We start from the raw sequence: 23,374 nt of genomic DNA, 5'->3' as shown, positions 1-23,374 counted from the left end.
CTTAATTACGTATATTTGTTGTTGTTAGTAATTTATGGCCAACTATAGTTCTATATTATCTGAAGAATTATTTTTTTCCCTAATCGACCATATTACACAGATGGTAGTTGGCGTGGAAAAAATTATTGGGATATACTCACATCCCGATAAGGAAGAGCTATGCGGTATTTCATTAGAATATAGAAACAACAAGCTGCAGGAACATGTACTTAATTTATCAAATCTAGAGGGTAAAATTGATAATATAAGACAACAGACCAGTAGCTATAAATGGTTAGATAAAAACCAAATCCCTTTTAACACAGCAGTTAACTCCAAAGTTCAATTAAATATTTTTGATGAGTATGAACATTTGGTATTACTGGTTGCATTGCCCGGCGATAATATGCTCAAAGATATTTTAATGATCTACTTTAAAGATGACATTAATAGCTTTGGTGTTCAGCATCAAAAATCTTCTTTGTCTACCGATAATAAATCCATTATTGGCCAACTTGTTTCTGGTTCAGTTAATTCTTATTGTAATTTATATGCGAAAGAGAAAGCTCAGATGAATCGCTTTGTGCAAAAAACACAAAACATTCTGTCTGCTCAACGTACAGATAATGAAGATACTATTCGAAAAAAGCAATTAGAAGAAGTTATCTATTCCTACGCCAATGAGTATATTCAGAAAAGAAACGAATCTGAGGGTGTTAATTATGTTTATTCGGAAGAGGCTGTTCGAAAAATTAAAAACTATGTTGGAGCATTCTCTAACTTTAAACAGGCCATAGAGGAAGCTGTAGATTACGCCCAAATGATAATTACAGATGTAACCAAAGTGATTCAGGCGGAATTTATTCAGTATATTACAGATGTGAATAGCGAATTAAACTACAGTTCGAATAATGACTCTATTGCCCTACCCTTAAGACTACAAAAGGTTTACGACTTTATGGAAAGATTAGAAGCAGCATGTATTTCCGTTAACAAATCTAAACTTAATCTTACAGGTGTAAATGTAGGAGGTGCTATGGATACTCCTATTTCTGCAGCTGCTATTTCTGATTATACCAGTAAGAATAGGGAAAGAATAAATACCCTATTCGATCAATATCCTGAAAAGTGGAGTTTTTCAAAAAATAATTTTAAATCGATTATTAATATTTCCGTTCAAAACCATTCATCATTAAGGAATTGGAGTTAATAGGTCTGGAAAACGAAAAAAAATGTTGCTGAAAAAGCTAAAATAAAGTTGCTGCATATATAATAAATTACTACTATTGCACTCGCAAAAAAAAAACGATGACTCAGTAGCTCAGCTGGTAGAGCACATCCCTTTTAAGGATGGGGTCCTGAGTTCGAACCTCAGCTGAGTCACAGAAAAAAGGAGAACTATTATAGTTCTCCTTTCTTTTTTTATATACTTTTTATTACAGCCAAAAAAAAGGCCGTTATAAATAACGACCTTTAAATGCTCTTATATTTTTTACCTAAGGATAAATAACTGTTTGATATTGATTAATATCTACTTGCGGTATATTTGCCTTATATGTTGTATTAATCGACTTGATAAACTCATTGGCTACAATGGCAGATCCACGTTCTGTAACATGAACACCATCTAAAGAGAATATACCTCCTGAAACAAATGTCGATGAATATGCATTCCCATCTAATATCAAGCCTTTAGTGCTTAACTGAGCCATAAAACCATTTAAATCTACATGCGCTAAACCATATTCGCTACAAAGACTTTTAATGGTAGTATTATACGCAGCAATAGCATCTTTAATATCTTTTAGTTCATTAGCATCCAAAACCATGTTTGAGGGTAATGGTTTTTCAACTGATTGACCGTATCCAGCTTGTAAAAGACTACTTGCTGAAAGTAAAACCTTCTCCCCTTCTAATAATATTCTAAATCCATTTGGTGCATTCTCATCCTCAATCAATAATGGTAAATGCCCATCTGACAATATATGCGTAAAAAATGGTAAACTTTCAATATCTGGCACATTAGCTATAACACCTGTTGTCTCTCCTGCAAACAATGTGTTCGTTATCATATTCATATAACCTGCAAACATCGTAGGGTCTGTAATAGCTCCCTCTTCTCCACCAGCTAAGGCATAGCTCAATACATCATTTCCACCAATCCACAAGGATATAAAGGAAGGCTCCATCATCATAGCATCTTTTATTACAGATGTAGCTGTAGTGCTTGCAAATCGGGCAAAAAATGGATTTAATGTAGCATAACCATCGCCTAATAAATGAAATGATAATGCACCTGGAACACCTAAGTTTTGAATAGGTGCCTCCGAATCATATAAACGGTCTGAAAGTATGCTCATATCACCTTCTCCAGGTACCGGAGCCAAACTACCATTAACTATCTTCAAATCCATATATCCAGTACCACTTCCACTAATACTTCCGTTAGAGCTTATCATGGGTTGCTTAAAACCATTTATACCAACGCCTTTAAATTGTTGAGCCATGATATTCGGAAAACTAGACTCCTGTCCTCTTGCTCCTAATGCTCCGTCGGTATATCCTGCTGTATACGAATCGCCAATAGCCACAAACGTAGAAAAGTCTGCTTCTCCACTTGCTGGCTTAAAATCACTTGTTTTTACCTCACAACCAGCTAGTAAAACCAGTGACAGAATAAGGTAATAATATATATATGTTTTCATATTCTAAATAATTAGCAAAACCTTGAAGACCAATACAAACTACCATCACACTCTTGTGTATGTATGAATTTGCTATGGCTGTGCCAGTTTCATTTTTTATTGTTTAAATAGATGTATTAAAATGTGTACGATAAGCCTAAACCAGGTAGAACGGCAGTAGTGTTATAGGTACCAGAAAAATTAGCTGGTGAATAACTTGCTTCTCTTTCTAAGCCTTTTATATACAATAGAGATACATCTAAAGCCAGCTTTTCGGATAGCATATACGTCCCTCCAAACGACAAACCAATTTTATTCATTCCTGGTGTTTCGGGGTTTAATAAATTATCTGAAATAGGTGTTTGATCATAGTAAGCGCCAGCACGTAAGGCTAGTTTGTCACTTTGATTAAATTCTGCTCCAATTCTATAAATTAATGTATTTTCATATCCTCTAGGGTTATATGAATCTGCCAAAAGGTCGGTGTTTTTTTCAAAATCAAACACTAACTCTTCGTAAGCCGACCAGAATACATATTGAAAGTCAGCAGCTAAGGTCCACTTTTCGTTAAGGTGATATCCTAGGCCAAAAGTAAGGTTGGCAGGCAATGGCAATTCCGCATCAAAAGTATTGTCTGCAGGGAAATAAGCTGCTAAAGCACTAGGTGTTTCAAAACTAGCATCACCACTTACCATTTCCATTTTTACTTTAGAGCGATAGTTTAAGCCAAAAGATAAAGCCTCACTTGCCTGGTAATATATACCTGCATTAAAACCAAATGAAGTGGTAGAACCATCTAATTCTGCACTTCCTTCGCCTTGAGCTGATTCAATGGGTAATGCTTTATTTAAATTAACACTACCAAATACCAGCATGGCACCTAAACCCACACCTAGTTTATCTGATATTTTATAAGAATAAGTAGGCTGAACCACAATGGCTTTTAAGGAGATGTTTTGGATTAAATATCTTCCAGACCAATCGTCATCCCATGCCAATGAGTTACCATATGGTGTGGTTACCCCGATTGATATGACCGACTTCTCTCCTATTTTTTTAGCTCCATATAGATAAAATGGAGTACCAACTGGATTATCCGTAGTTGCTTGATAGTCGGAATTTGATTTAGCGTATGAAGCTTGGGAATACACCAAAGTTCCTCCAAATGAGAAATCATAATCCTTATCCATAAGGCTCAGTGCCCCAGGATTAAAGTGAACAGAGGAAGAACCCAATAATAGAGCGGTTCCTGTATGCCCCATGGCCGTGTTTTTCTGGCTTTGTACATTTACCTGATATCCTTCAGCATATGTCAGTAAACTGATTACTGAAAGAATAATCATAAAAATACTTTTTTTCATGTGTTACATTTTAAATTTTAGGGAGAGAGCGCAGAACTTATTTTTTATATTATGTAACTGGGAGAATCCATAATACAATTTTATGAAGCTACATTTCTCGCCCAAATTCATTTTAAAAAAGTGTAGTTATTCTACACTAAAGTTTTAATTAATTGGGATTTACCTAGATAATTAAATTTCATACAAAATTAATTGCCCAAATTTGGCGCAACGTACAAACAAAATCTTGTACAAAAACAAGTAAGGCTTAGTTTTTACCTAAATCATAAAAAAATACAATATTCAAACATTAGGGTCGTATAGTTTAATATTCGATTATTTATGCTTTTCAACAGTGATTATCTTAATTTTAGATCCTTAGGTTTATAAATAAACTTACGCTCTAGTATAGGTTTTTATTGCTTCAAATAAAGCGTATCTTCGAAGCTTATAAAGTTAATTTAGATTGGAAAAGTACCTTCAGATATTAAAAAAATATTGGGGATATGATGGCTTTAGAGCCATGCAAGACCAAATTGTAGAATCTATTGGACAAGGCAAAGATACTTTAGGTTTAATGCCCACGGGAGGTGGAAAATCCATTACCTTTCAAGTGCCTGCTATGGCCATGGATGGTTTGTGTATTGTAATTACTCCCTTAGTAGCGCTTATGAAAGATCAGGTCAGTAACCTGAAAAGCAAGAATATAAAGGCTATTGCAGTATATTCAGGCCTAACTAGGCAAGAAATAAATATTGCTTACGATAACTGTATTTTTGGAGATTATAAATTCTTATACCTATCACCCGAGCGCCTTACTACTACCCTATTTTTAGAAAAGTTAATTCACTTTAAGGTGAATATGTTGGTGGTGGATGAAGCGCACTGTATAAGCCAATGGGGATATGATTTTAGGCCTTCTTACCTGAAAATTGCAGATATTCGTAAGGAGCTGCCCGAAGTGCCTGTTTTGGCATTGACAGCAACTGCTACTCCGCAAATTGTAGATGATATACAGGAACGTTTAGTATTTGAGAAAAAAAATGTAGTTAAAAAAAGTTTTGAACGCGATAATCTGGCGTATATAGTGCGTCATACCGATGATAAACTGAGGCAACTAATTAATATCGTAAAATCAATTGACGGCTGTACAGTGGTATTTGTTCGCAATCGTAAAAAGACCAAAGAATATGCATTGTGGTTGCGAGAAAATGGTATTTCGGCACATAATTATCATGCTGGTTTAACCCATGATAGCAAAGATAAAAAGCAACGCGAATGGATGAACGATCAGGTACAAGTAATGGTTTGTACCAACGCTTTTGGTATGGGTATCGATAAACCTGATGTTCGCTTGGTGGTGCACATGGATTCACCTGATTCCATTGAGGCCTACTTTCAAGAGGCTGGTCGTGGCGGGCGTGATGGCAAAAAAGCTTATGCCGTCTTACTTTTTGAAAATGCGGATAAAACCAGATTAAAGAAAAATATTAAAATCTCCTTTCCCGAAAAGGAGGAAGTATTCAGGGTATATAATGCGTTGGGTAACTTTTTTCAACTGGCTACAGGTCACGGACAAGATATGGTTTATGATTTCGATATTGTTCAATTTTGTAAGGCTTATCATTTTAATATGCTCACTGTTTTTAACAGTCTCAAAATATTGCAACGAGCAACTTACTTGGAATATAGCGAAGAAGCTAACCTGCCTTCGAGGGTTCATTTTTTAGTGCAAAAAGTAGAATTATATAGCTTTCAGGTAAAAAACGAAGCGTTTAATGCATTTATAAAATTATTGCTTCGCTCCTACACGGGATTTTTTACTGAATATGTGGTGATTAACGAGCAGCTTTTAGCTCAACGCGCCAATGTGTCGGCGGACTTAATTTATAAATACCTAAATAAACTAAATCATCTTAAAATCATTCATTATATACCGCGTAAAAAGACACCTTTAATTCAATACATTCAGCCGAGAGAGGAAGTTCGTTATTTAAAATTACCCAATGAGGTTTATAAAGACCGTAAAATACAATACGAAGAAAGAGTGCATGCTGTAATTGATTATGCGGAGTTTAGCCATGTGTGCAGAAGTAGGTATTTATTACAATATTTTGGTCAGAAAAATACGAAGGATTGTGGTCAATGCGATGTGTGTTTAGATAAGAAAAAGCATGGCGTAAACGAATCGGATGCTAGTGCGATAGAGGAAAAAATGCTAGAATTATTATTGACTCCAGTAAAATATGATCAAATTGAAAGTTTATTGGCATTGCCAGAAGAAAAATGGCTGTCGGTTTTTAACTGGTTGGCAGATAATGGTGTGATCTTCCCTAATGAGGAGGATAAATGGTGCAAAAAAGAATAGTTCCATTATTACTTGATAGGTAGTTTGTACAATTTTATACAAGGAATAAACTATAATACACTCTAATCATCATTGTTTTAACGTAATTTGAACTCATTCGTATTTAAACCAATTAACATGTCTTCAAAGCATAATGTCGTATTTTTAATAGTCTTGGTGGTGTTATTAAGTGCTTGCCAAAAAACAGCTAAAACGGAGCTAGATCAGATATTACAGTCCGTTAAAAAAGTAGAAGTCTTTAATGATGACTTCACGCAAGATTGGACAAAACAATGGGTCTTGGATGGACAGCGGGCAACAGTTAACAATACAGATGAAGGAATGGATTTTTTCGCCGGTAAAGAGCAAGGTAATGATACTTGCCATGCTGTGCTATGGACCAAAAAATCGTTTCAAGGAGATTTATTACTTCAATATGAATATACCAGGTTAGATACGCAAAACCGAAACGTAAATATTATCTACATCCAAGCTACAGGGGAAAAACCTTTGGATAAAAACATCCATCAATGGCACAAAAAAAGAGCCGTTCCTTCCATGTTTAAGTATTTTCATAATATGAATACCTTACACATTAGTTATGCTGCGTATCCTGTTGCAGGAAGTGATTCTGATTATGTGCGTGCACGCCGATACATGCCTTTAACAAAGACCTTAGGCAAAACCAACTTCGGACAATCCTTCGAAAACACTGGACTTTTTAAAACAAACATTCCTTATCAAATTACAATTGCTAAAATAGGTTTTGATTTATTTATGCAAGTGCAAGCTAACGATGGAGAAGCTACTTTATACCGATGGAATTATAGCGATTTTCCTATTGTTAAAGAAGGCTACATTGGATTGCGCCATATGTATACGCGTGGTGCTCGGTACAAAAACTTTAAAATATACCAACTCTCTTCTAAATAGTTTAATAGATATAAAATACGATGATTTACTATCTCCTATATTAGGATTAGTGGCTCCGTATTAATGGCTCAAAGCCTCACGAATCACATGAACTTTGAAGGAGGAGCTTATTTCTTACATTAGTAAATGAGCCTCTCTCTGTGGTATATTAATAAAACTGTAAAAACAATTCGTGAACAAAAATACCCGACGAATGCATGTTTTTGCCCATAGCTTTAAGTTTCATGTGATAGCTTTGTTGGTATATTTTAATAGACACAAACATGAATCTACACAAACTCTACTGTTGCATATTGCTTACTCTAATTACTTTTTCTTCCAACGCTTTTGCAGATATAAAACAAAGTAAATACGCCGCTAAACAAACCATCTCTATTAAAAAATGGGAAGTGGTTGATATTTCTTTTAAAGCCAAATCAAAGTCGCCATTTAAGGTCGATTTTATTGCCGATTTTATTTCTCCATCGGGTAAAAAGCAAAAGGCCGCTGGTTTTTATAACGATAACAACCAATGGCTTATTCGCTTTTCAGGCGCTGAAACAGGAAAATGGACCTACTCCACTTCGTCGTCGTTAAAAGCCTTAAATGGAAAAAAAGGTAGCTTAATCATAGCCCAAGAAACAGCAGAAGCCAGCCATGGTGGAATTGTAATTCCTGAAAACGACCCACAGCATTTTTATTACGAAGATGGTACACCGTATTTTTTAATGGCTTTTGAATGTGATTGGTTATATGCTCTTGATTACCATAACGAGGATGGCCTACCTAAAACTAATCATCTATTGAATTTACTCAATGATAATGGTTTAAATCAGGTTGTGATGAATGTGTTTTCGTACGATGTAAATTGGAAATGGGGAAAAGATCCTCTGCTCAAACAACATCCTGAACATGAGTTTGGTGCACCTCAAGATATCTTTCCGTTTAAAGGCAATAACGAAAATCCTGATTATTCAGCCTTAAATATTGATTTTTTTAAGAAACTAGACCGCACCATCGATTTGCTGAATGAGAAAGATATCATCTCGCATTTAATGATTTATGTATGGAATAAGGAGGTCAACTGGCCCGATATGAATACTGAAGCCGACAATATGTATTACGATTATATAGTCAAACGATATGGAGCTTTCCCGAATATTATGTGGGATGTATCCAAGGAAGCCCTGTTTTATGGCAGAGCCGATGACGAGTATATTTTGGAACGTATACAAAGATTACGAAAGGCCAACTATTTTAACCGATTGGTGACTGTACACGATTATAAGTTTTGCCAACGCAATACAGAACATGTGGATTACATATCGCGTCAGGATTGGACTTTTTCCTTATACCACAACATGATAAACGATTTAAAGACCTACAGTGATAAGCCCATTTTTAATATTGAGCATGGAGGTTATGAAGAATCGCCATATGTGGTCTTCTCGGGTAGTTACATCAGTGCAGAAGCCTGTTTGCGCCGTAATTATCAATGTGCTTTTGCTGGGGCTTATTCCACCTATTACTGGCAAGGAACCTCTTGGAATGCGCTCATTTGGAATCCTTTTGAGCAAGACGAAAGCTTTTACAAACCCAAATTTGAATACTTTAAACACATGACTGCCTTATTTACGGCTCACGATTTTAGTAAGTACAAACCTGTAGTGGCCGAGAACAAAGCGGGTTATGCCATGGCTCATGCAAATGAAGAGCGTTATCTTTTTTATGTTCCTAAGGAAACGTATTGGTATCATACAGGTTATGTATTTGAGGATAAGAAGCCTGTGACCTACCAATGGTTTAATACTTATACAGGGGAATATTCAGATGAAGTAACGATCACCAAAAAGCAACATTTTATATCGCCTTGGCATGGAGAGGCAGATGCAGTGCTAATTCAGCATAAGTAGTCAGGCTTTAGTTGTTAGGCACTAGGTAATAATGTGAATCAGCTTTAGCTTACTAATAGAAAGAAGCTAATTTATTCTCTGAAATATGAACTGATATACCTATTCGCTGAACTATCATTTTCAAGCAATCACTAACTTTAGGTATAGTCAAAAAAAACCTCCCAAGTTTTAAAAACTTGGGAGGTTTTGAGTAAAATCAAAATGACTAATTCCTTTAATTATAGTAGTTCTTAGTAAAATTAATCTAAGGTAGACTTACTTGTCTCTAACTCTACCCAAGCAGGCAATTTACCCAAACGCAGTTCAAGCTGCGCTTCAAATAATGATTCTGGTTCAACTGCTCTGCCAGTACTTTCTTCGTAGCCTAAATCACTCTGCTTAAAAGTAGTTCCTGCACCATGAAAGCCAACAATGATAGGAGGAATAACTTTCCAAAACCAAGTCTTGGTAGACCAGAATTCAAAGTCTTTTTCTCCTTCATCCGTTTCTTTATAGTTCCATAATACCAAATAACGTCCATGGTTCGGCAGGTTAGTCAATGCACCGCCTCCTCTACCTAAAAAGAATCCACCTTCCATCTTATCCAATAAGGTACATCGAGGTTGCGAAGCATGTGACTCAAAGGATGTAGAAGGTGTATGTTTACACCTCCAAATTACATTACGTGTAATACTGCCGTTGCCAACACCACAAGCGTGCCATTGCCCTGCCTTGTCGTTGGTTCTTGCATTTAAAATACCCGTAGAAGCCGAAGTTATTGAAATAGCATTATGTCCTAAATTTCCTTCTATGGTATTATTTAATGCAGTGCTAGCCGCCGAATTAGCAATGGATACTGCTCTACTTACGTTGATAAACTTGCAATCACGTACCCACGAATTCACGACTCTTTCCATTTTAAGGATGCTCCAACCTCCATCATGCTGGGCATTACCATGATGTTTAAAAGGAATTAACCAGTTACCTTCAAAGTTTAAGTGTTCAAAACCAATGTTCTCCAAATGAGCATATTTGTTAATGGTCCAGCCATGCTGCGGGTTAATATCATAATGAATAGGGTCGTAAAAGGTAATGGTGTTACCTTCTACTTTATCCACTAAATGGATTTCTTTTACAATCACTCCTTTTGTTAAAATGCTTTTCCATTTCTCAGAAGTTTCTCGGGGCTGTAATTCGTATTCCAATACTTCAGGACTATTATTTTCCATGCTTAGCATCACCCAGTCACCTGCCTTAATTTGACTCGCATCAGCTACGTTAACTTCAAAACTTTCCCTAGAAGCTGCACCTGTCACCACTGTAATTTCACTATTATCCTTTTTTATGGAGGTAGCTATAACATAAGGACAAGTCCACATTTTTTTTGGATCGGCAGGCGGTAAATCACGCTGAAAAAACAAAGTAGCCTCCTCTCCTCTTAAAACTATATTCGATTGCTGAATATAAATAATGCTGTTATCGTCGCTATGCGTATTGATATAATACTTTCCAGAAGGAAAAAACACGATGCCTTTACCATTCATTTCTGCCGCAGCAATTGCTTTTTTTATCGCTTCTTTATCCGATAAAGTATCATTAGCTATTGCTCCATACTTGGTAACATCAAAAATTGGATAATCGTGTATTGGTAAAGCTTCTTCACTAAATTTATATCCAGCATAGGAAAAATCAGGCAAAGGAGGCAAGGTATTATTCTTTTTACTGGATACGTAATCGTTCCATATCTGACAAACATCTTTTGCTTGACCATAGGTACTTACGCTTAAAAGCGAAACTACAAGGAAAATAATTATTCTCATCGATGATTTTTTAAATTGGTTCGTTAATCGGATAATGAATAGGCCTAAAATTACGAACCCATATATCTATTATTTTTCTAGCTTTTTTAATCTCATTAATGCCTCTATGTAATAATAATCGGCATAAACCAAAGGCACGTCAATTTCGTTGTTGTGGGGAATACTTCCAACACTATGTTTTAAAACAAACTTACCATTTTCGCCTAATTTAGCTTGATAACTGTCAGATGCCAGACTTTCTAGTATATATTTCGCTTCCTCCAAATAAGTTGTGTCAGTATAAGTACTTAACTCAATAAGTGCCGATGCTGTGACGGCTGCTGCCGAAGCATCTCTAGGTTCGTTAGGAATTTTAGGTGCGTTATAATCCCAATACGGAACATGGTCAGACGGCATGCCTTCATAATTATTAATAAACTCGGCAATTTTTTGCGCTTGCTGTAAATACGCAGGATTCTTTGTATATCTGTAGCACACCGTATAACCATACAGCCCCCATGCCTGCCCTCGTGCCCAGGCACTTTCGTGTGCAAAACCTTGAGCAGTATGTTTATTTCTAAGCTCCCCATTAATCGAATCGTAATCTATTACGTGATAACTACTATTATCCGTTCTAAAATGGTTTTTCAAAGTGGTATTGGCATGGGCAATAGCTACTTCTTTATATTTGTCATCCTTGGTTAGTTCGCTAAGCTCAAACAACAACTCCAAATTCATCATATTATCAATGATAACAGGATATTGCCAACCTCTTTTAGCTTGCCAACCTCCATCAACATCCCACGACTTTATACAGCCTACTTCTGGTTTAAAACGAGTAATAAGAGCGTTTCCTGCTTCAATCATCACTTGCTTATATGCCTCATTTTGCGTTAAACGATACGCATTCCCATAGGAGCAATTAAATACAAAACCCAAATCATGGTTAGTAGTTAAAGTTTTGTGACTTTCGAACATGCTTTGAAGTTCACTGGCTTGGTTTTTCCAGGCTTCATTTCCAGAATACTCATATAAATACCAACAAACACCCGGAAAAAAACCTTCCGTCCAATCAAAATTAGAACGCGCCCAATGCATTTCACCTTCTGCCGTTAAAGTTCTTGGAAGTTTATTATGCATCATGGCCTCCTTAACTAATAAGGCTGTTTGTTGTTCTGCAGATTTGAGGTTTTTATCGCAAAAGCCTTCCTCTTCTTTTTTAGTTTGACAGGCCAACATGCTTAAAGACAACATGCCGACCATAAATCCTTTCAATAACTTCATATTTTGTATTTTATTTTAGGTATTCATTTTTTGTTTGTACAGCAAACTTATACTTTTACTTTATCAGGATAGGGCATCATAATATGAATGAAAGCAAAAATCGTTCAATTTGTATAAAGCGGTCTGTATAAAGGGATTTTGAGGTAGTCCATATTGCCGCCATGTACATTCGGTGCTCTGTTCCGTACATTTTTACCCCTAAGTAAATACATTACAACCTTTCTTTGTAAAGGTTTAATTTAACACGATTCTTCCATTAAACGATGAGTAGTGTAATACAATTATAAAGTATTGATAAATGCGAAAAACAAGAATAACCATTATCCTTTTTCTAATATCGGTTTGTATCCTTCCGGCACAAAATATGGCTTTTGAATATTTAGGGGTTAACGAAGGACTTTCTCAGAATTCGGTTACTAGTATAACCCAAGATAGCATAGGCCGAATGTGGATAGGAACGCGTGATGGCTTAAATATGTACGATGGCACTCATATCAATACCTATCGCCCAATAAGAGGAGATTCTACCTCATTATTAGGGCATTTTATTACGTATGTATATACAGACAATGAATTTGTATGGATTGCCTCAAAAACGGGTATCTCTCGTCTTAATATTAAAACGTTAAAGTTTAAACGTTTTGCGGGTCAAGGCTTTAAATCAATTATTAAATACCGAGACGAAATTCTGATTGGTTCTACAGAAGGCTTATACCATTTAAATTCACAAAATCAGAAAATAACTAAATATGATGATATCATCAATCATGATGTATCTATCAATAAATTGTACTCCGATAAATCGGGTATTTTATGGATTTGTAGTGAGCAAGGTTTATATGCGTATTACCCTGAGCGGGATATCTCGAAAAAATTACTGAATAAAAGAACCAGCTGTACCTATACGGATAGTAAAAAGCAAATTTGGGTAGGCACATTAAATGATGGTGTTTACTTGCTGAATCATGATCATGAGGTAGTCAGGCATTATCATAAATCCAATACTTCAAACCCATTGGTTAATGATGTAGTTCGTGATATTAACGAAGATACCAACGGCAACATTTGGGTTGGAACATTTTTAGGACTTAGCGTCATTAATCAAAACCAAAATGAAGTACAACATTATCAATCTAACAAATTCGATTCGAACGCCTTATCGCACAATAGTGTATATAGCATTGTTAAAGACAAGCAAGGTAGTATGTGGTTAGGTACTTATTTTGGCGGTATCAGTTATTTTAACTCCGAATTTGATTTATACAAGCGTTACGACGTACTAAGTGCTAAAAATAAAAATGGAACTGGTTTTGAGGTAATTGGAGAAATGATTGAAGATGACCAGAAAAACCTTTGGATAGCAACCGAAGGTGGCGGTGTAGACTATTATGATAGAACCCACGATTCTTTTACACATTACGCACATCAAACAGGCACTAAAGGGTTATCGCATAACAATGTAAAGGCGCTATTTTTACAGAATAAATCCTTGCTGATTGGCACGCATCATGGAGGGCTAAATATATTAAATACCGCTAACGGTCATATTAAATCATATCAGCATAATCCAGATGATTCCTTATCCATACCTTCGGATGTGGTGAATGATGTGATTGCCTATTACGATAAATATTTATTGGCAACTCAAAAAGGTTTGGTTTTGTTTAATCCTGAAACAGAGCATTTTACCCATTTTATCAAAGGTGAAGATGTATATGGCCTCAATAAAATAGGCATTCATTGTTTAAATGAAGATAGCTTTGGTAAGTTATGGGTGGGTACCGAAAGTCAAGGTCTTTATTCCTACGATAAAGAATCGGGAGAAGTACAGGAGTATGTTTTTAATTCGAGTAATATACATTCTATAAGTGCCAATAATATTTCATGCATCTATGAGGATCATCATTTTAGGCTTTGGATTGGTACACAAGGTGGTGGCCTTAACCTGTATAATCGCGAAGAGAATAGCTTTAGCAATTATAATATGGCTAGTAATGGTTTGCCCAGCGATTTTATTCAAGGTATAAAAGAATCCAATTTTGGTAGTTTGTGGATAGCTACTTCTAAAGGTCTATCAAGATTTGATGTGAGTTCAAATGTTATTTATAATTATTCCCAGCAAAATGGTTTTCCTTTAAGCGAAATAAACCTGGCCTCCTTGTATTTAACCAGCGATGGCGAAATATTTGTGGGTGGTATTAACGGATTAATATCGTTTAACGAAAGTAGAATGTTAACCCGAAGCAATCAGTTTAACGTCATGTTTAATGAGCTATACGTGAATAATAATAAGGTTAAGCCATTGGACGACACGGAGGTATTAAGTCAGGATTTACCATATACACAAGCCATCAGGTTAAAGCCTGGGCATAACGTTTTTACCATTAATTATTCTGCCAACAACTACATATCTACCAATAAAAACTCCTTTGAATATAAGCTGGAGAATTTTAGTGACGAATGGATTAAAGATGTGGGTAAAAACTCGGTGACCTACACAAATTTAAATCCAGGCACCTACGTTTTAAAACTGAGAGGTATCAGCAGTATAGAAAATAAAGTGATCGATGAGAAATCTATCACCATTATAGTTACTCCTCCCCTTTATCGCTCGTGGTATGCCATTGCCTTTTATGTGTTTGTGATTATTGCTGGTTTTATTTGGTTAAATAAAATGTATCGCGCCCGTGTAGGTTTGGTCGATAAAATTAAAGCGGAACAGCGTGAAAAAGAACAAATAAAAAGTCTGAACCAAAGCAAACTGAATTTCTTTACCAATATTTCGCACGAATTCAGAACACCGCTTACGTTGATTACAGGAACCTTGGAATCTATTATGGAGGATAGTAAAACCAGACCAGAAAATTACAATAAGCTTTCTAAAACCTACCATAATGCAGTTCGACTAAATAACTTAATTACCGAATTACTTGATTTTAGAAAACTGGAACACGGTCACCTAAAGTTAAAAGTGCATGAGGTTAAACTGAACGATTTAATGCAGAAGGTATATCAATCGTTTACAGGCTTTGCACATCGTCATAAGGTTAACTTTCATTACCAGGAACCATCGCATAATTTGGCTATTTGGATGGATGCCTCACAAATGGAAAAAGTATTTTACAACCTTATTTCTAATGCATTGAAAATCGTAAAAGATGGCATTGGTAATATATCTGTTAAGGTAAATGAAGCAGCCAACCATGTGGATGTTTTGGTGGAAGACAACGGTACGGGTATGACACAGGATGAAACGCAAAAGATATTTGATATGTATTATCAAATAGATAATATGCAAGCGCCTACTAAAGGAGCAAGTACAGGTATTGGTTTGGCTTTATGCAAAAGTATTATTTTAGAGCATCATGGCGAAATACTGGTAGATAGTCAGCTGGATAAAGGTACTTGTTTTACGGTTCGTCTGTTAAAAGGAAATCGCCATTTTAAAGACCTGGATTTAAATGAAGCTAGTGAAGCTATCGAGTTAAGCTCTAATCAACATTCTCAATTGTATGCCGAATTGGAGGAGAAAGAAGCTAAAGCTTCTAAAAATGCCCCTCAAATATTACTTGTGGAAGATAACCTAGAGGTACAGGAATTATTAAAAGAGATTTTGAGTCCTAGCTATCATTTAATGATGGCGAATGACGGTAAGGAAGGTTTAAATATGGCCATTGATAAACAACCCGATTTAATTATTTCGGATGTAATGATGCCAAATATGTCGGGTACCGAAATGTGTTCTACTTTAAAACGCAATTTTCAAACCAGCCATATTCCTATCATCTTACTAACAGCTAGAGCTTCGGTTGATTACAAAATTGATGGTTTAGAAACGGGAGCTGATGATTATATCACCAAACCTTTCAATACCAAAATATTAAAAGCCAGAGTCAAAAATATTATTCACAACCGTGTTTTGATGCAGGAGAAATTCAAACAAAACCCTAAAATCAAGATCAAGGATGTAACGACCAATTCTATCGATGAAAAATTGTTAACTCAGGCTCGTCGTATTGTTGAAAAAAATATGGACAATACAGAGTTTGATGTACAAGATTTTGCCAAAGAGATGAATTTGGGAAGGACACGTTTATACACCAAACTAAAAGGAGTGACGGGACAAACACCCAATGATTTTATTCTATCTGTACGCTTGAAAAAAGCTGCTGAATTATTGTTAGAAAACAATGAAGAAATGAATATCTCTGAAGTGGCCTATTCGGTTGGTTTTAGCACACCTAGGTATTTTAGTCGTTGCTTTAGGCAACACTTTGGTGTATCACCATCTAAGTACTGTAGCAATGAAGTAGCTAGTGAATAATAACCTAATCAGATACTAAAAAAATTACCTAAAACGACCATGATAAAAACTCTCACACAAGGAGCTGATTATATTTTGGGAGTTTCATATGACCATCCAAAACAGATATAGATGAAATACTTATTGATATTATCCTTGGCTATTCTTGCAGCCTGTTCTCCTCAAACAAATCCTGTGCAACAGGAGTTTAAAACTGTTTGTAATCCGATGAATTTGAGTTATCGATTTCGTCCAGAGGAACCATCGCGAAGAGAAGCAGCGGATCCCACCGTGATTGAGTTTAAAGGGGCTTATTATCTATTTGCTTCCAAATCGGGTGGCTATTGGCATTCGCTGGATTTAGCGACTTGGAACTTTATTGAAAATAATGAGATTCCGACTGAGGACTACGCCCCAACTGCCATCGTATTACGCGATACTATTTTTATGGCTGTATCCTCTAAAAAGAACAATAAAATATATAAAACGGCCGACCCATTAAGTGGCCACTGGATAAGTAATGATACCCTTGATTTTGCCGTTGAAGATCCATTTTTCTATCAGGACAATAACCAGCTATATTTGTATTGGGGATGCAGCAATGTGCGCCCTTTATATGCTTCCGAAATAGATATGAATAGTTTTTCCTTGCGCGGAGAAACACAGGAAGTCATTCATCAAAATCCAGCAGAATATGGATGGGAAGTTCGTGGTGATTACAATACCGAATATGATAATGCGCCTTGGTTAGAGGGCTGTTGGGTGAATAAACATCAGGGTAAATATTATTTGCAATACTCTGCTCCGGGCACCCGCGAAAAATCCTACTCTGATGGTGTTTATGTAGCCAATGATCCTTTGGGACCTTTTACTTTGGCGGCACATAATCCCTTTGCATACAAACCAGAAGGTTTTGCCTGTGGTGCTGGACATGGAAGCACGATTGCTGATGCCTATGGTAATTATTGGCATCTGGGTACTATTTCTATTTCAGTCAAGCATATTTTTGAGCGCCGCATAGGCTTTTATCCTGCCTTCTGGGATAAAGATGGTATTATGCATTCCACCACTAAATATGGCGATTACCCCATCATTATTCCCAATAATAAAGTAGATAATTTTGATGATTTATTTCCAGGGTGGATGCTTCTATCCTACCAAAAACCTGTTCAGGTTTCTTCGGAATTATCCGAGTATACGGCTCCTAATGTCAATGATGAAGAAATAAGAACTTATTGGTCGGCAGCCACGAATAACCCGGATGAATGGATGATGATGGACCTGACGGAGAACTATGACATTTATGCTTTGCAGGTAAACTTTGCAGAGCATAATACTAAAATATATGGTCGCCAACCTAATTTAAAGTATCAGTATATTATTGAAGCTTCTAATGATTCAAAAACATGGCATACTATTGTGGATAAATCCAATAATCAAACGGATAATTCTCATGATTATATTCAGCTTCCACAGAAAGTCAATTATCGTTACATACGGATAAAAAACATACATGTACCTAGCGGAAATATTGCTATCTGTGGTTTTCGTGTGTTTGGTAAAGGTCAGGGGCAATTGCCCACCCAAGTCACCAACTTTACTACAGTAAGAAATAAAACAGACCGCAGATCTGTTACCTTAAGTTGGGATAAATCTGCTGGAGCAACAGGTTATAATATCAGTTTTGGTAGTCATCCTGATAAGTTATATCATAACTACTTAGTATATGCAGATACAACAGTCACTATTAGAAGTTTAAATGCCAATCAGGAGTATTACTTCGAGATTGAAGCTTTTAATGAAAATGGGATTACAAAATAGGTGTTAGTTATTAGAAATATAGGGAGGGTGTACTGTTTATAATTAGCATTGATCTTTATACCTGACTAGTGAAATTAAGAGTTTTATGAAGGTATATTAAATATGAAACCTCATTTATCACTCGACCTTGTCAATAAGTATAAAAACAAGATTGAATAATCGCAAATTGCGATTTGTTTGCACTTATGGCGAAGTAAATAAGGGCTTTAGAGATGAAATGCCTAGCTTTAATATATGGTATCTGGAGCTTGATTGAGATGACTACTAAAAGTCATATATACCTTTTATCATGAGATAGATATGATTAATTGCTATAATCTTTTATATTTGTAGCAATAACCACAATAATACGTTTGTCTTTTTTTTAATGGTTGGATGGTAAAGCCTATTGGGCTATGCATTCTTCTACTTGTGTAAAGCAGTTGGTAATTTAAACTAATACCCAACTACTAAAAACGAACAAACTATTATGAACTTTAATCTTTTAATCAAATGGCCTCTTTACTTTATAGCCTGAACCGTAAATCCTTTTATCGTTCTGCGCATTGGCAGCAGAGTGTAGGAATCAAAGCTGTAGTCATCTTCTTTTCGGTGTACCTTTCGGCAGTATTACTTACCGTTGGGTTTAACATCCCCAGCATTTTTAAACAGTTTTTTCCCAGTGCCGATCCTGTTATCTTATTCAATCAATTTGTATGGGGATATTTTTTAATTAGCGCGTTAATGCGTCAACTGGTGCAATCGTTGCCTGTTGTAGATACCATACCACTGTTATCCTTGCCGTTTAAAAAACGTAAAATTGCACAATATGTGGTGAATAAGTCTTTTATTTCGTTCCTGAATCTTACACCCTGGTTTATAGTGCTTCCTTTTGCCTTTACGGTGCTGTCTAAGCAATTTACCGCCATAAGCGTGAGTGCTTGGGTCATTAATTTACTGGGCTTTGTGCTCATCGACCATTTGACGGCTATTTTGGTAAAGCGTTCGGCCCCTTCGAAGCAACGTACCATCATGATATTGTATGTGATAGGTATTATTGTATTTGTTATTTCTTATTTTGAAATATTACCTGTGGCCGAATGGTTTGGAAACTATTTATTATTGGTGCTTGAAAAGCCCTTTTTAGCCATTATTCCTTTGGTGACTTGCGTACCCTTATATTTAATCAATATTAAAAGTATTACCGAAAGCCTGTATCTCGACTCAGGTATATTACCTACCGAGAAAGAACAATCTACCTATAGTTTTGACTGGACCAATAAGTTTGGACAAATGGGAACTTATTTGGCACTGGAGCTAAAAATGATTACCCGCAATAAAAGACCTAAAACCGCGCTTTTTAGTGTTATATTTTTATTGTGTTATGGTTTTATTGTCTACGGAAGTCCTCAAAACTTAAGCAAGGATTTTATGTTGGTTTTGGTTGGACTATTTGTAACAGGAAGCTTTAGCATTAGTTATGGTCAGTTTACACCAGCTTGGCACGCCCAGTATTATTCTTTCATCAATACCCGTAATTTTGGTTTAAAGGAAATGTTGAATACCCAGTATTTCTTGTTTATTGCAACCACCATTTTGGCCTATATATTTTCTACCATATATTTAATGTATGGAGCTAAAATACTCATGGTAAACGCAGTAATGGCCATATTTAATATTGGTTTTACGAGTCATATAGTGCTTTGGATGGGTTCGTACAGTTCAAAACCCATTGACCTGTCACGTGGTTCTTTTATGAACTACCAGGGAACGGGTGCTTCGCAATGGGTTATGAGCTTTATTATCATACTGCCTCCAATCATCCTATTTGCTGTTTTAAATGCCTTTATTGGAGCTAACTGGGCTTATGCCATATTTACCATGATAGGTGTATTGGGCATTATTTTTCATGGTCTTATTATGGATAAAGTTATGAAACGCTATCAGGATAATAAGCACCGCATGTTATTTGCTTACAAACAATAAACCATTCACTTATAAACTATACAATCATGATTACACTTTATCATACAGTAAAAAAATACGGAGAAAATACCGTACTAGATATTGATACATTAACCATTAACAAAGGCGAAATATTTGGACTAGTTGGTAATAACGGTGCTGGTAAAACCACCATGTTTTCTGCTATTTTAGATTTAGTTCGCTTATCAGATGGTTATATTGAGAATAACCAAACTAAAGTAAATGAGTCGGAAGATTGGAAAATGTATACTTCGGCTTATTTAGACGAGAAGTTTTTGATTGGCTACCTAACGCCAAAGGAGTATTTTGAGATGATAGGGAAGCTTAAAAACATATCTCCTGACGAGGTTCAGACCTTTATTGGCCAGTTTGAGGAATTCTTTAATGGCGAGTTGGATGGGAAACAAAAATATATCCGTAGTCTATCTAAAGGTAATCAGCAAAAAATTGGGGTGATAGGTGCTTTAATTGGCAAACCTCAAATAGTAATTTTAGATGAACCTTTCAGTAACCTCGACCCTACTTCGCAATACCGTTTGCGCCATATCTTACGCGATTTTTCCAAAGAAAACAATAGTTCGGTGTTAATATCCAGTCATGATTTAAACCATGTGGCCGAATTATGTAACCGTATCGTTATTCTGGAAAAAGGAAAGGTCATTGATGATGTAATTACATCGGATGAAACCATGGGTAAGCTGGAGGATTATTTTGCGGTATAACTTTTTGCTTTAATTAGTTAAATGGTCAATAGTAACTGGTACAAACCGATACTATTTGCTATTGGCCAATAGCTTTTAGCTCTTTGTAAGAGAGGAATTCCCTTCTCTCGCCTCCGAAAATGTTTCTCCCACACTTTCATCTTTCAAGTTGATACTTTTAACTGTTACAGTCTGTCATAAGTTAAAACAGCAGTTACTCAAATCATTTACAATAAGTTTCCTTTGGAATAGTCTACCAATACCTTTAAATTTTGCAGCACTTTAAAGTATTGTTTCCTTCTCCGGTTTCCCTTCTCCAGCCTCCTAACTCACCTTTCAACTTGAACTTTTGACTTATTTACAACTTTTCCTGCACAAAGCTTCTCAAATAATTAAAGCGCTTTTTAATTTTACCATTCTTGGCAATCGTAGCTTTCTTTAATACTTTGTTGTAATCACCCATCCAAAAGTAGCCTAGTACATGATTAACAAGCTGCTCCGAGAAAAACTCCGAAGCTTCTTTAGGGATGGCACTAGGTAGTTTATCTACTGCCATTACGGTGATGTTGTTTTCTGCAGAAAACGCTTTCTCTACCTGTTGGGTAGCGGGAATAATATCATAGTACGATTCTTCTATCGTGCATGTTTTTTGAGTAGTTGGAACCGAACCATCTACATCGCAAGTGATATCTCCAATCAGTTTAATATTAAAATTATCGGCGCTAATATCTTCGATGTTAAAAAACTTGGGCGATTTGGTATCCCAATAATGTCCGGTAATTAATATGTCGGTTACTTGCGCAAAGCGATTAAAGTTGCTCACAAAGTCCCGAGGTCTTGTTCTGTAATCTTTAAAAGTAAAAGGGATATCATCTTTGTGCTTGGCGTAATCTAAGGGACTAGCCACGTAATACACGGGGTCGTTATAACGTTGAGTTAAAAAGTCCTCCTGCTCTACTTTAAAAATACCGCAGGTTTGCATCACCTCTTCAATACCTTTACTAACACGCCCCTTTCCTGTAATTAATATCTTATCCTGCCTGCCTACCACCTTTTTTTTGAGCTCCTTCATCATTTGCTTTTGGCTCTTTATTTCATGTAGCGAAAGCAAATTAAAACGCTTATACTTTAAACCATAGGCTCGCATGGTATTGTATGCCCCTGCTAGTCCCGCATAATATCCAAAAGCCGCTATTCTGTTCTTTTTACTGGCGTAGAGATACTCATAATCTATCAGGGTAATTTTCTTATCTAATATGGTTTGTAATAAGGCTTGGTTATGCATCTGCTTTTTTGCCGTATGCGAAAAAAACATATATTGCTTACCTTCTATCAGACTTTCTTTAGCTACCTCTTTTACGCCTAACAATACATCACAATGCGAAAGATCTGCCATTAAAACACAGCCTACTTCGGCATATTCTTCATCTGCAAAAGCCCTATCATCCGAAGGCTGCACATATATATTTAAAGCCTTATTGTCTTGCAGCAACTGGGCAGCTCCATGAGGCGTTAATGCCGTTCTTGCATCAGGATTAATTTGTGTTTCGCGTAAAATACCTATGTTAAATTCCGAAGTCATTGTAGTAATAGTTTTCGTTGATAAATTACCACTTTTTTTTCATACCCTGTGCAAATTGATTAAATAATAACAAACCCAGCGCAATTAATTGAATAGTCAATATTAGCTTAATGCGAATGATACAATTAATTAAAATTGCTTATGTTTTTTTAATTTGACTATATAATTTATGGTTAAACTATAATTGATCAGTCTGGTAGGTTTAAACAGAAAGCCTTATCAAACAAACCTTAAGGACATCCACATTAATTACATCACAAAAAAAACCAAAACATGAAAATAGAAAACCCTACATTATATATAGCTACAAGGCTTTTATACTGGGCTTTTTTTTCTATATTTGCCATCCTTAAATACCACGGGGATGACTTGGATTCGACAGCAGGTGAAAGTGGTGTGTAAGCATGCAGAGCTCAGGGATTCCGGCTCTTAAATCTCGGGTTTCAACTTTTTACAAGGCGAAAATAATTACGCTCTTGCAGCATAATCGAAGTATAGTAGATTAAGCATTATTCGGTATTAGATACTGAAACAAGACATCTCTTAAGTGCTATTTTCTTGAGGCGGCTTAAATTAGAGATGCTGGAAAATCGAGAACCGGCGATAGCAAACTTCGGGTTGTTGCTTAAATAAAGAAGATAAGGTAATAGTGGGTGGCTTTGATCCTGCTATTATTCGAAAATCAAGTCAAAGCTAAGCATGTAGAAAGCATATGGCTTCCTTGACTGGACCAGGGTTCGAAACCCTGCATCTCCACCAAGAAAC

General features: G+C 36.0%; 13 protein-coding genes, 1 tRNA gene and 1 other RNA gene. 10 read left to right on the top strand and 5 right to left on the bottom strand.

Going from position 1 to position 23,374, the window contains the following annotated elements:
• The first annotated feature begins 34 nt into the window (after nt 1-34).
• A complete protein-coding gene (locus A8L32_RS15805) occupies nt 35-1,189 on the top strand; it encodes a hypothetical protein (protein WP_066631776.1) in 1,155 nt (384 codons plus the stop codon).
• Between the two features lie 100 nt (nt 1,190-1,289).
• A tRNA-Lys gene (locus A8L32_RS15800) sits at nt 1,290-1,362 on the top strand.
• A gap of 113 nt (nt 1,363-1,475) precedes the next feature.
• Here A8L32_RS15800 and A8L32_RS15795 read toward each other — a convergent pair.
• Nucleotides 1,476-2,684: an SGNH/GDSL hydrolase family protein gene (locus A8L32_RS15795; protein WP_066631774.1), complete on the bottom strand. Its 1,209-nt coding sequence runs from the start codon at nt 2,682-2,684 to the stop codon at nt 1,476-1,478.
• 116 nt (nt 2,685-2,800) lie between these two features.
• On the bottom strand, nt 2,801-4,024 hold the full coding sequence (locus A8L32_RS15790) for an OmpP1/FadL family transporter (protein ID WP_066631772.1): 1,224 nt from the start codon (nt 4,022-4,024) through the stop codon (nt 2,801-2,803).
• Nucleotides 4,025-4,469: 445 nt separating this feature from the next.
• On the opposite strand from A8L32_RS15790, the gene A8L32_RS15785 reads away from it, so the two are divergent.
• The 3 genes from A8L32_RS15785 (at nt 4,470) to A8L32_RS15775 (ending at nt 9,175) form a co-directional block, all read left to right on the top strand.
• Nucleotides 4,470-6,371, top strand: coding sequence for a RecQ family ATP-dependent DNA helicase (locus A8L32_RS15785; RefSeq protein ID WP_071797481.1), 1,902 nt, complete (start codon nt 4,470-4,472; stop codon nt 6,369-6,371).
• A 117-nt stretch (nt 6,372-6,488) separates the two neighbouring features.
• Nucleotides 6,489-7,283, top strand: coding sequence for a DUF1961 family protein (locus A8L32_RS15780; RefSeq protein ID WP_066631770.1), 795 nt, complete (start codon nt 6,489-6,491; stop codon nt 7,281-7,283).
• A gap of 263 nt (nt 7,284-7,546) precedes the next feature.
• Nucleotides 7,547-9,175 (top strand): DUF5060 domain-containing protein, encoded by a 1,629-nt coding sequence (locus A8L32_RS15775; protein WP_066631768.1) that lies wholly within the window; start codon nt 7,547-7,549, stop codon nt 9,173-9,175.
• 239 nt (nt 9,176-9,414) lie between these two features.
• Here A8L32_RS15775 and A8L32_RS15770 read toward each other — a convergent pair whose 3' ends face one another.
• Nucleotides 9,415-10,974 carry a DUF4955 domain-containing protein gene (locus A8L32_RS15770; RefSeq protein ID WP_066631764.1) on the bottom strand — a complete coding sequence of 520 codons (1,560 nt, stop codon included), beginning with the start codon at nt 10,972-10,974 and terminating at the stop codon, nt 9,415-9,417.
• Nucleotides 10,975-11,043: 69 nt separating this feature from the next.
• Nucleotides 11,044-12,237: a glycoside hydrolase family 88 protein gene (locus A8L32_RS15765; protein WP_066631761.1), complete on the bottom strand. Its 1,194-nt coding sequence runs from the start codon at nt 12,235-12,237 to the stop codon at nt 11,044-11,046.
• Between the two features lie 298 nt (nt 12,238-12,535).
• Here A8L32_RS15765 and A8L32_RS15760 point away from each other — a divergent pair, with 298 nt between their 5' ends.
• The 4 genes from A8L32_RS15760 to A8L32_RS15745 all read left to right on the top strand — a co-directional run bounded on the left by A8L32_RS15760 (nt 12,536) and on the right by A8L32_RS15745 (nt 21,048).
• Nucleotides 12,536-16,561, top strand: coding sequence for a hybrid sensor histidine kinase/response regulator transcription factor (locus A8L32_RS15760; RefSeq protein WP_083631372.1), 4,026 nt, complete (start codon nt 12,536-12,538; stop codon nt 16,559-16,561).
• Between the two features lie 111 nt (nt 16,562-16,672).
• Complete coding sequence (locus A8L32_RS15755) at nt 16,673-18,361, top strand: family 43 glycosylhydrolase (protein WP_066631757.1); 1,689 nt, start codon at nt 16,673-16,675, stop codon at nt 18,359-18,361.
• A gap of 492 nt (nt 18,362-18,853) precedes the next feature.
• Entirely contained in the window at nt 18,854-20,326 is a 1,473-nt protein-coding gene (locus tag A8L32_RS15750) for a DUF5687 family protein (RefSeq protein ID WP_066631755.1), read from the top strand.
• A gap of 26 nt (nt 20,327-20,352) precedes the next feature.
• On the top strand, nt 20,353-21,048 hold the full coding sequence (locus A8L32_RS15745) for an ABC transporter ATP-binding protein (RefSeq protein WP_066631753.1): 696 nt from the start codon (nt 20,353-20,355) through the stop codon (nt 21,046-21,048).
• Nucleotides 21,049-21,385: 337 nt separating this feature from the next.
• Here A8L32_RS15745 and A8L32_RS15740 read toward each other — a convergent pair whose 3' ends face one another.
• Complete coding sequence (locus A8L32_RS15740) at nt 21,386-22,609, bottom strand: NAD(P)-dependent oxidoreductase (protein ID WP_066631751.1); 1,224 nt, start codon at nt 22,607-22,609, stop codon at nt 21,386-21,388.
• A gap of 360 nt (nt 22,610-22,969) precedes the next feature.
• Between A8L32_RS15740 and ssrA the strand changes: the two genes are divergently transcribed.
• Nucleotides 22,970-23,368, top strand: a transfer-messenger RNA (tmRNA) gene (ssrA, locus tag A8L32_RS15735).
• Nucleotides 23,369-23,374 lie beyond the last annotated feature (6 nt).

Source organism: Labilibacter marinus (assembly GCF_001659685.2).
Taxonomy (GTDB): domain Bacteria; phylum Bacteroidota; class Bacteroidia; order Bacteroidales; family Marinilabiliaceae; genus Saccharicrinis; species Saccharicrinis marinus.
Note: the sequence above shows the minus strand (reverse complement) of the source record. Positions and strands in the feature narration are given on the sequence as shown.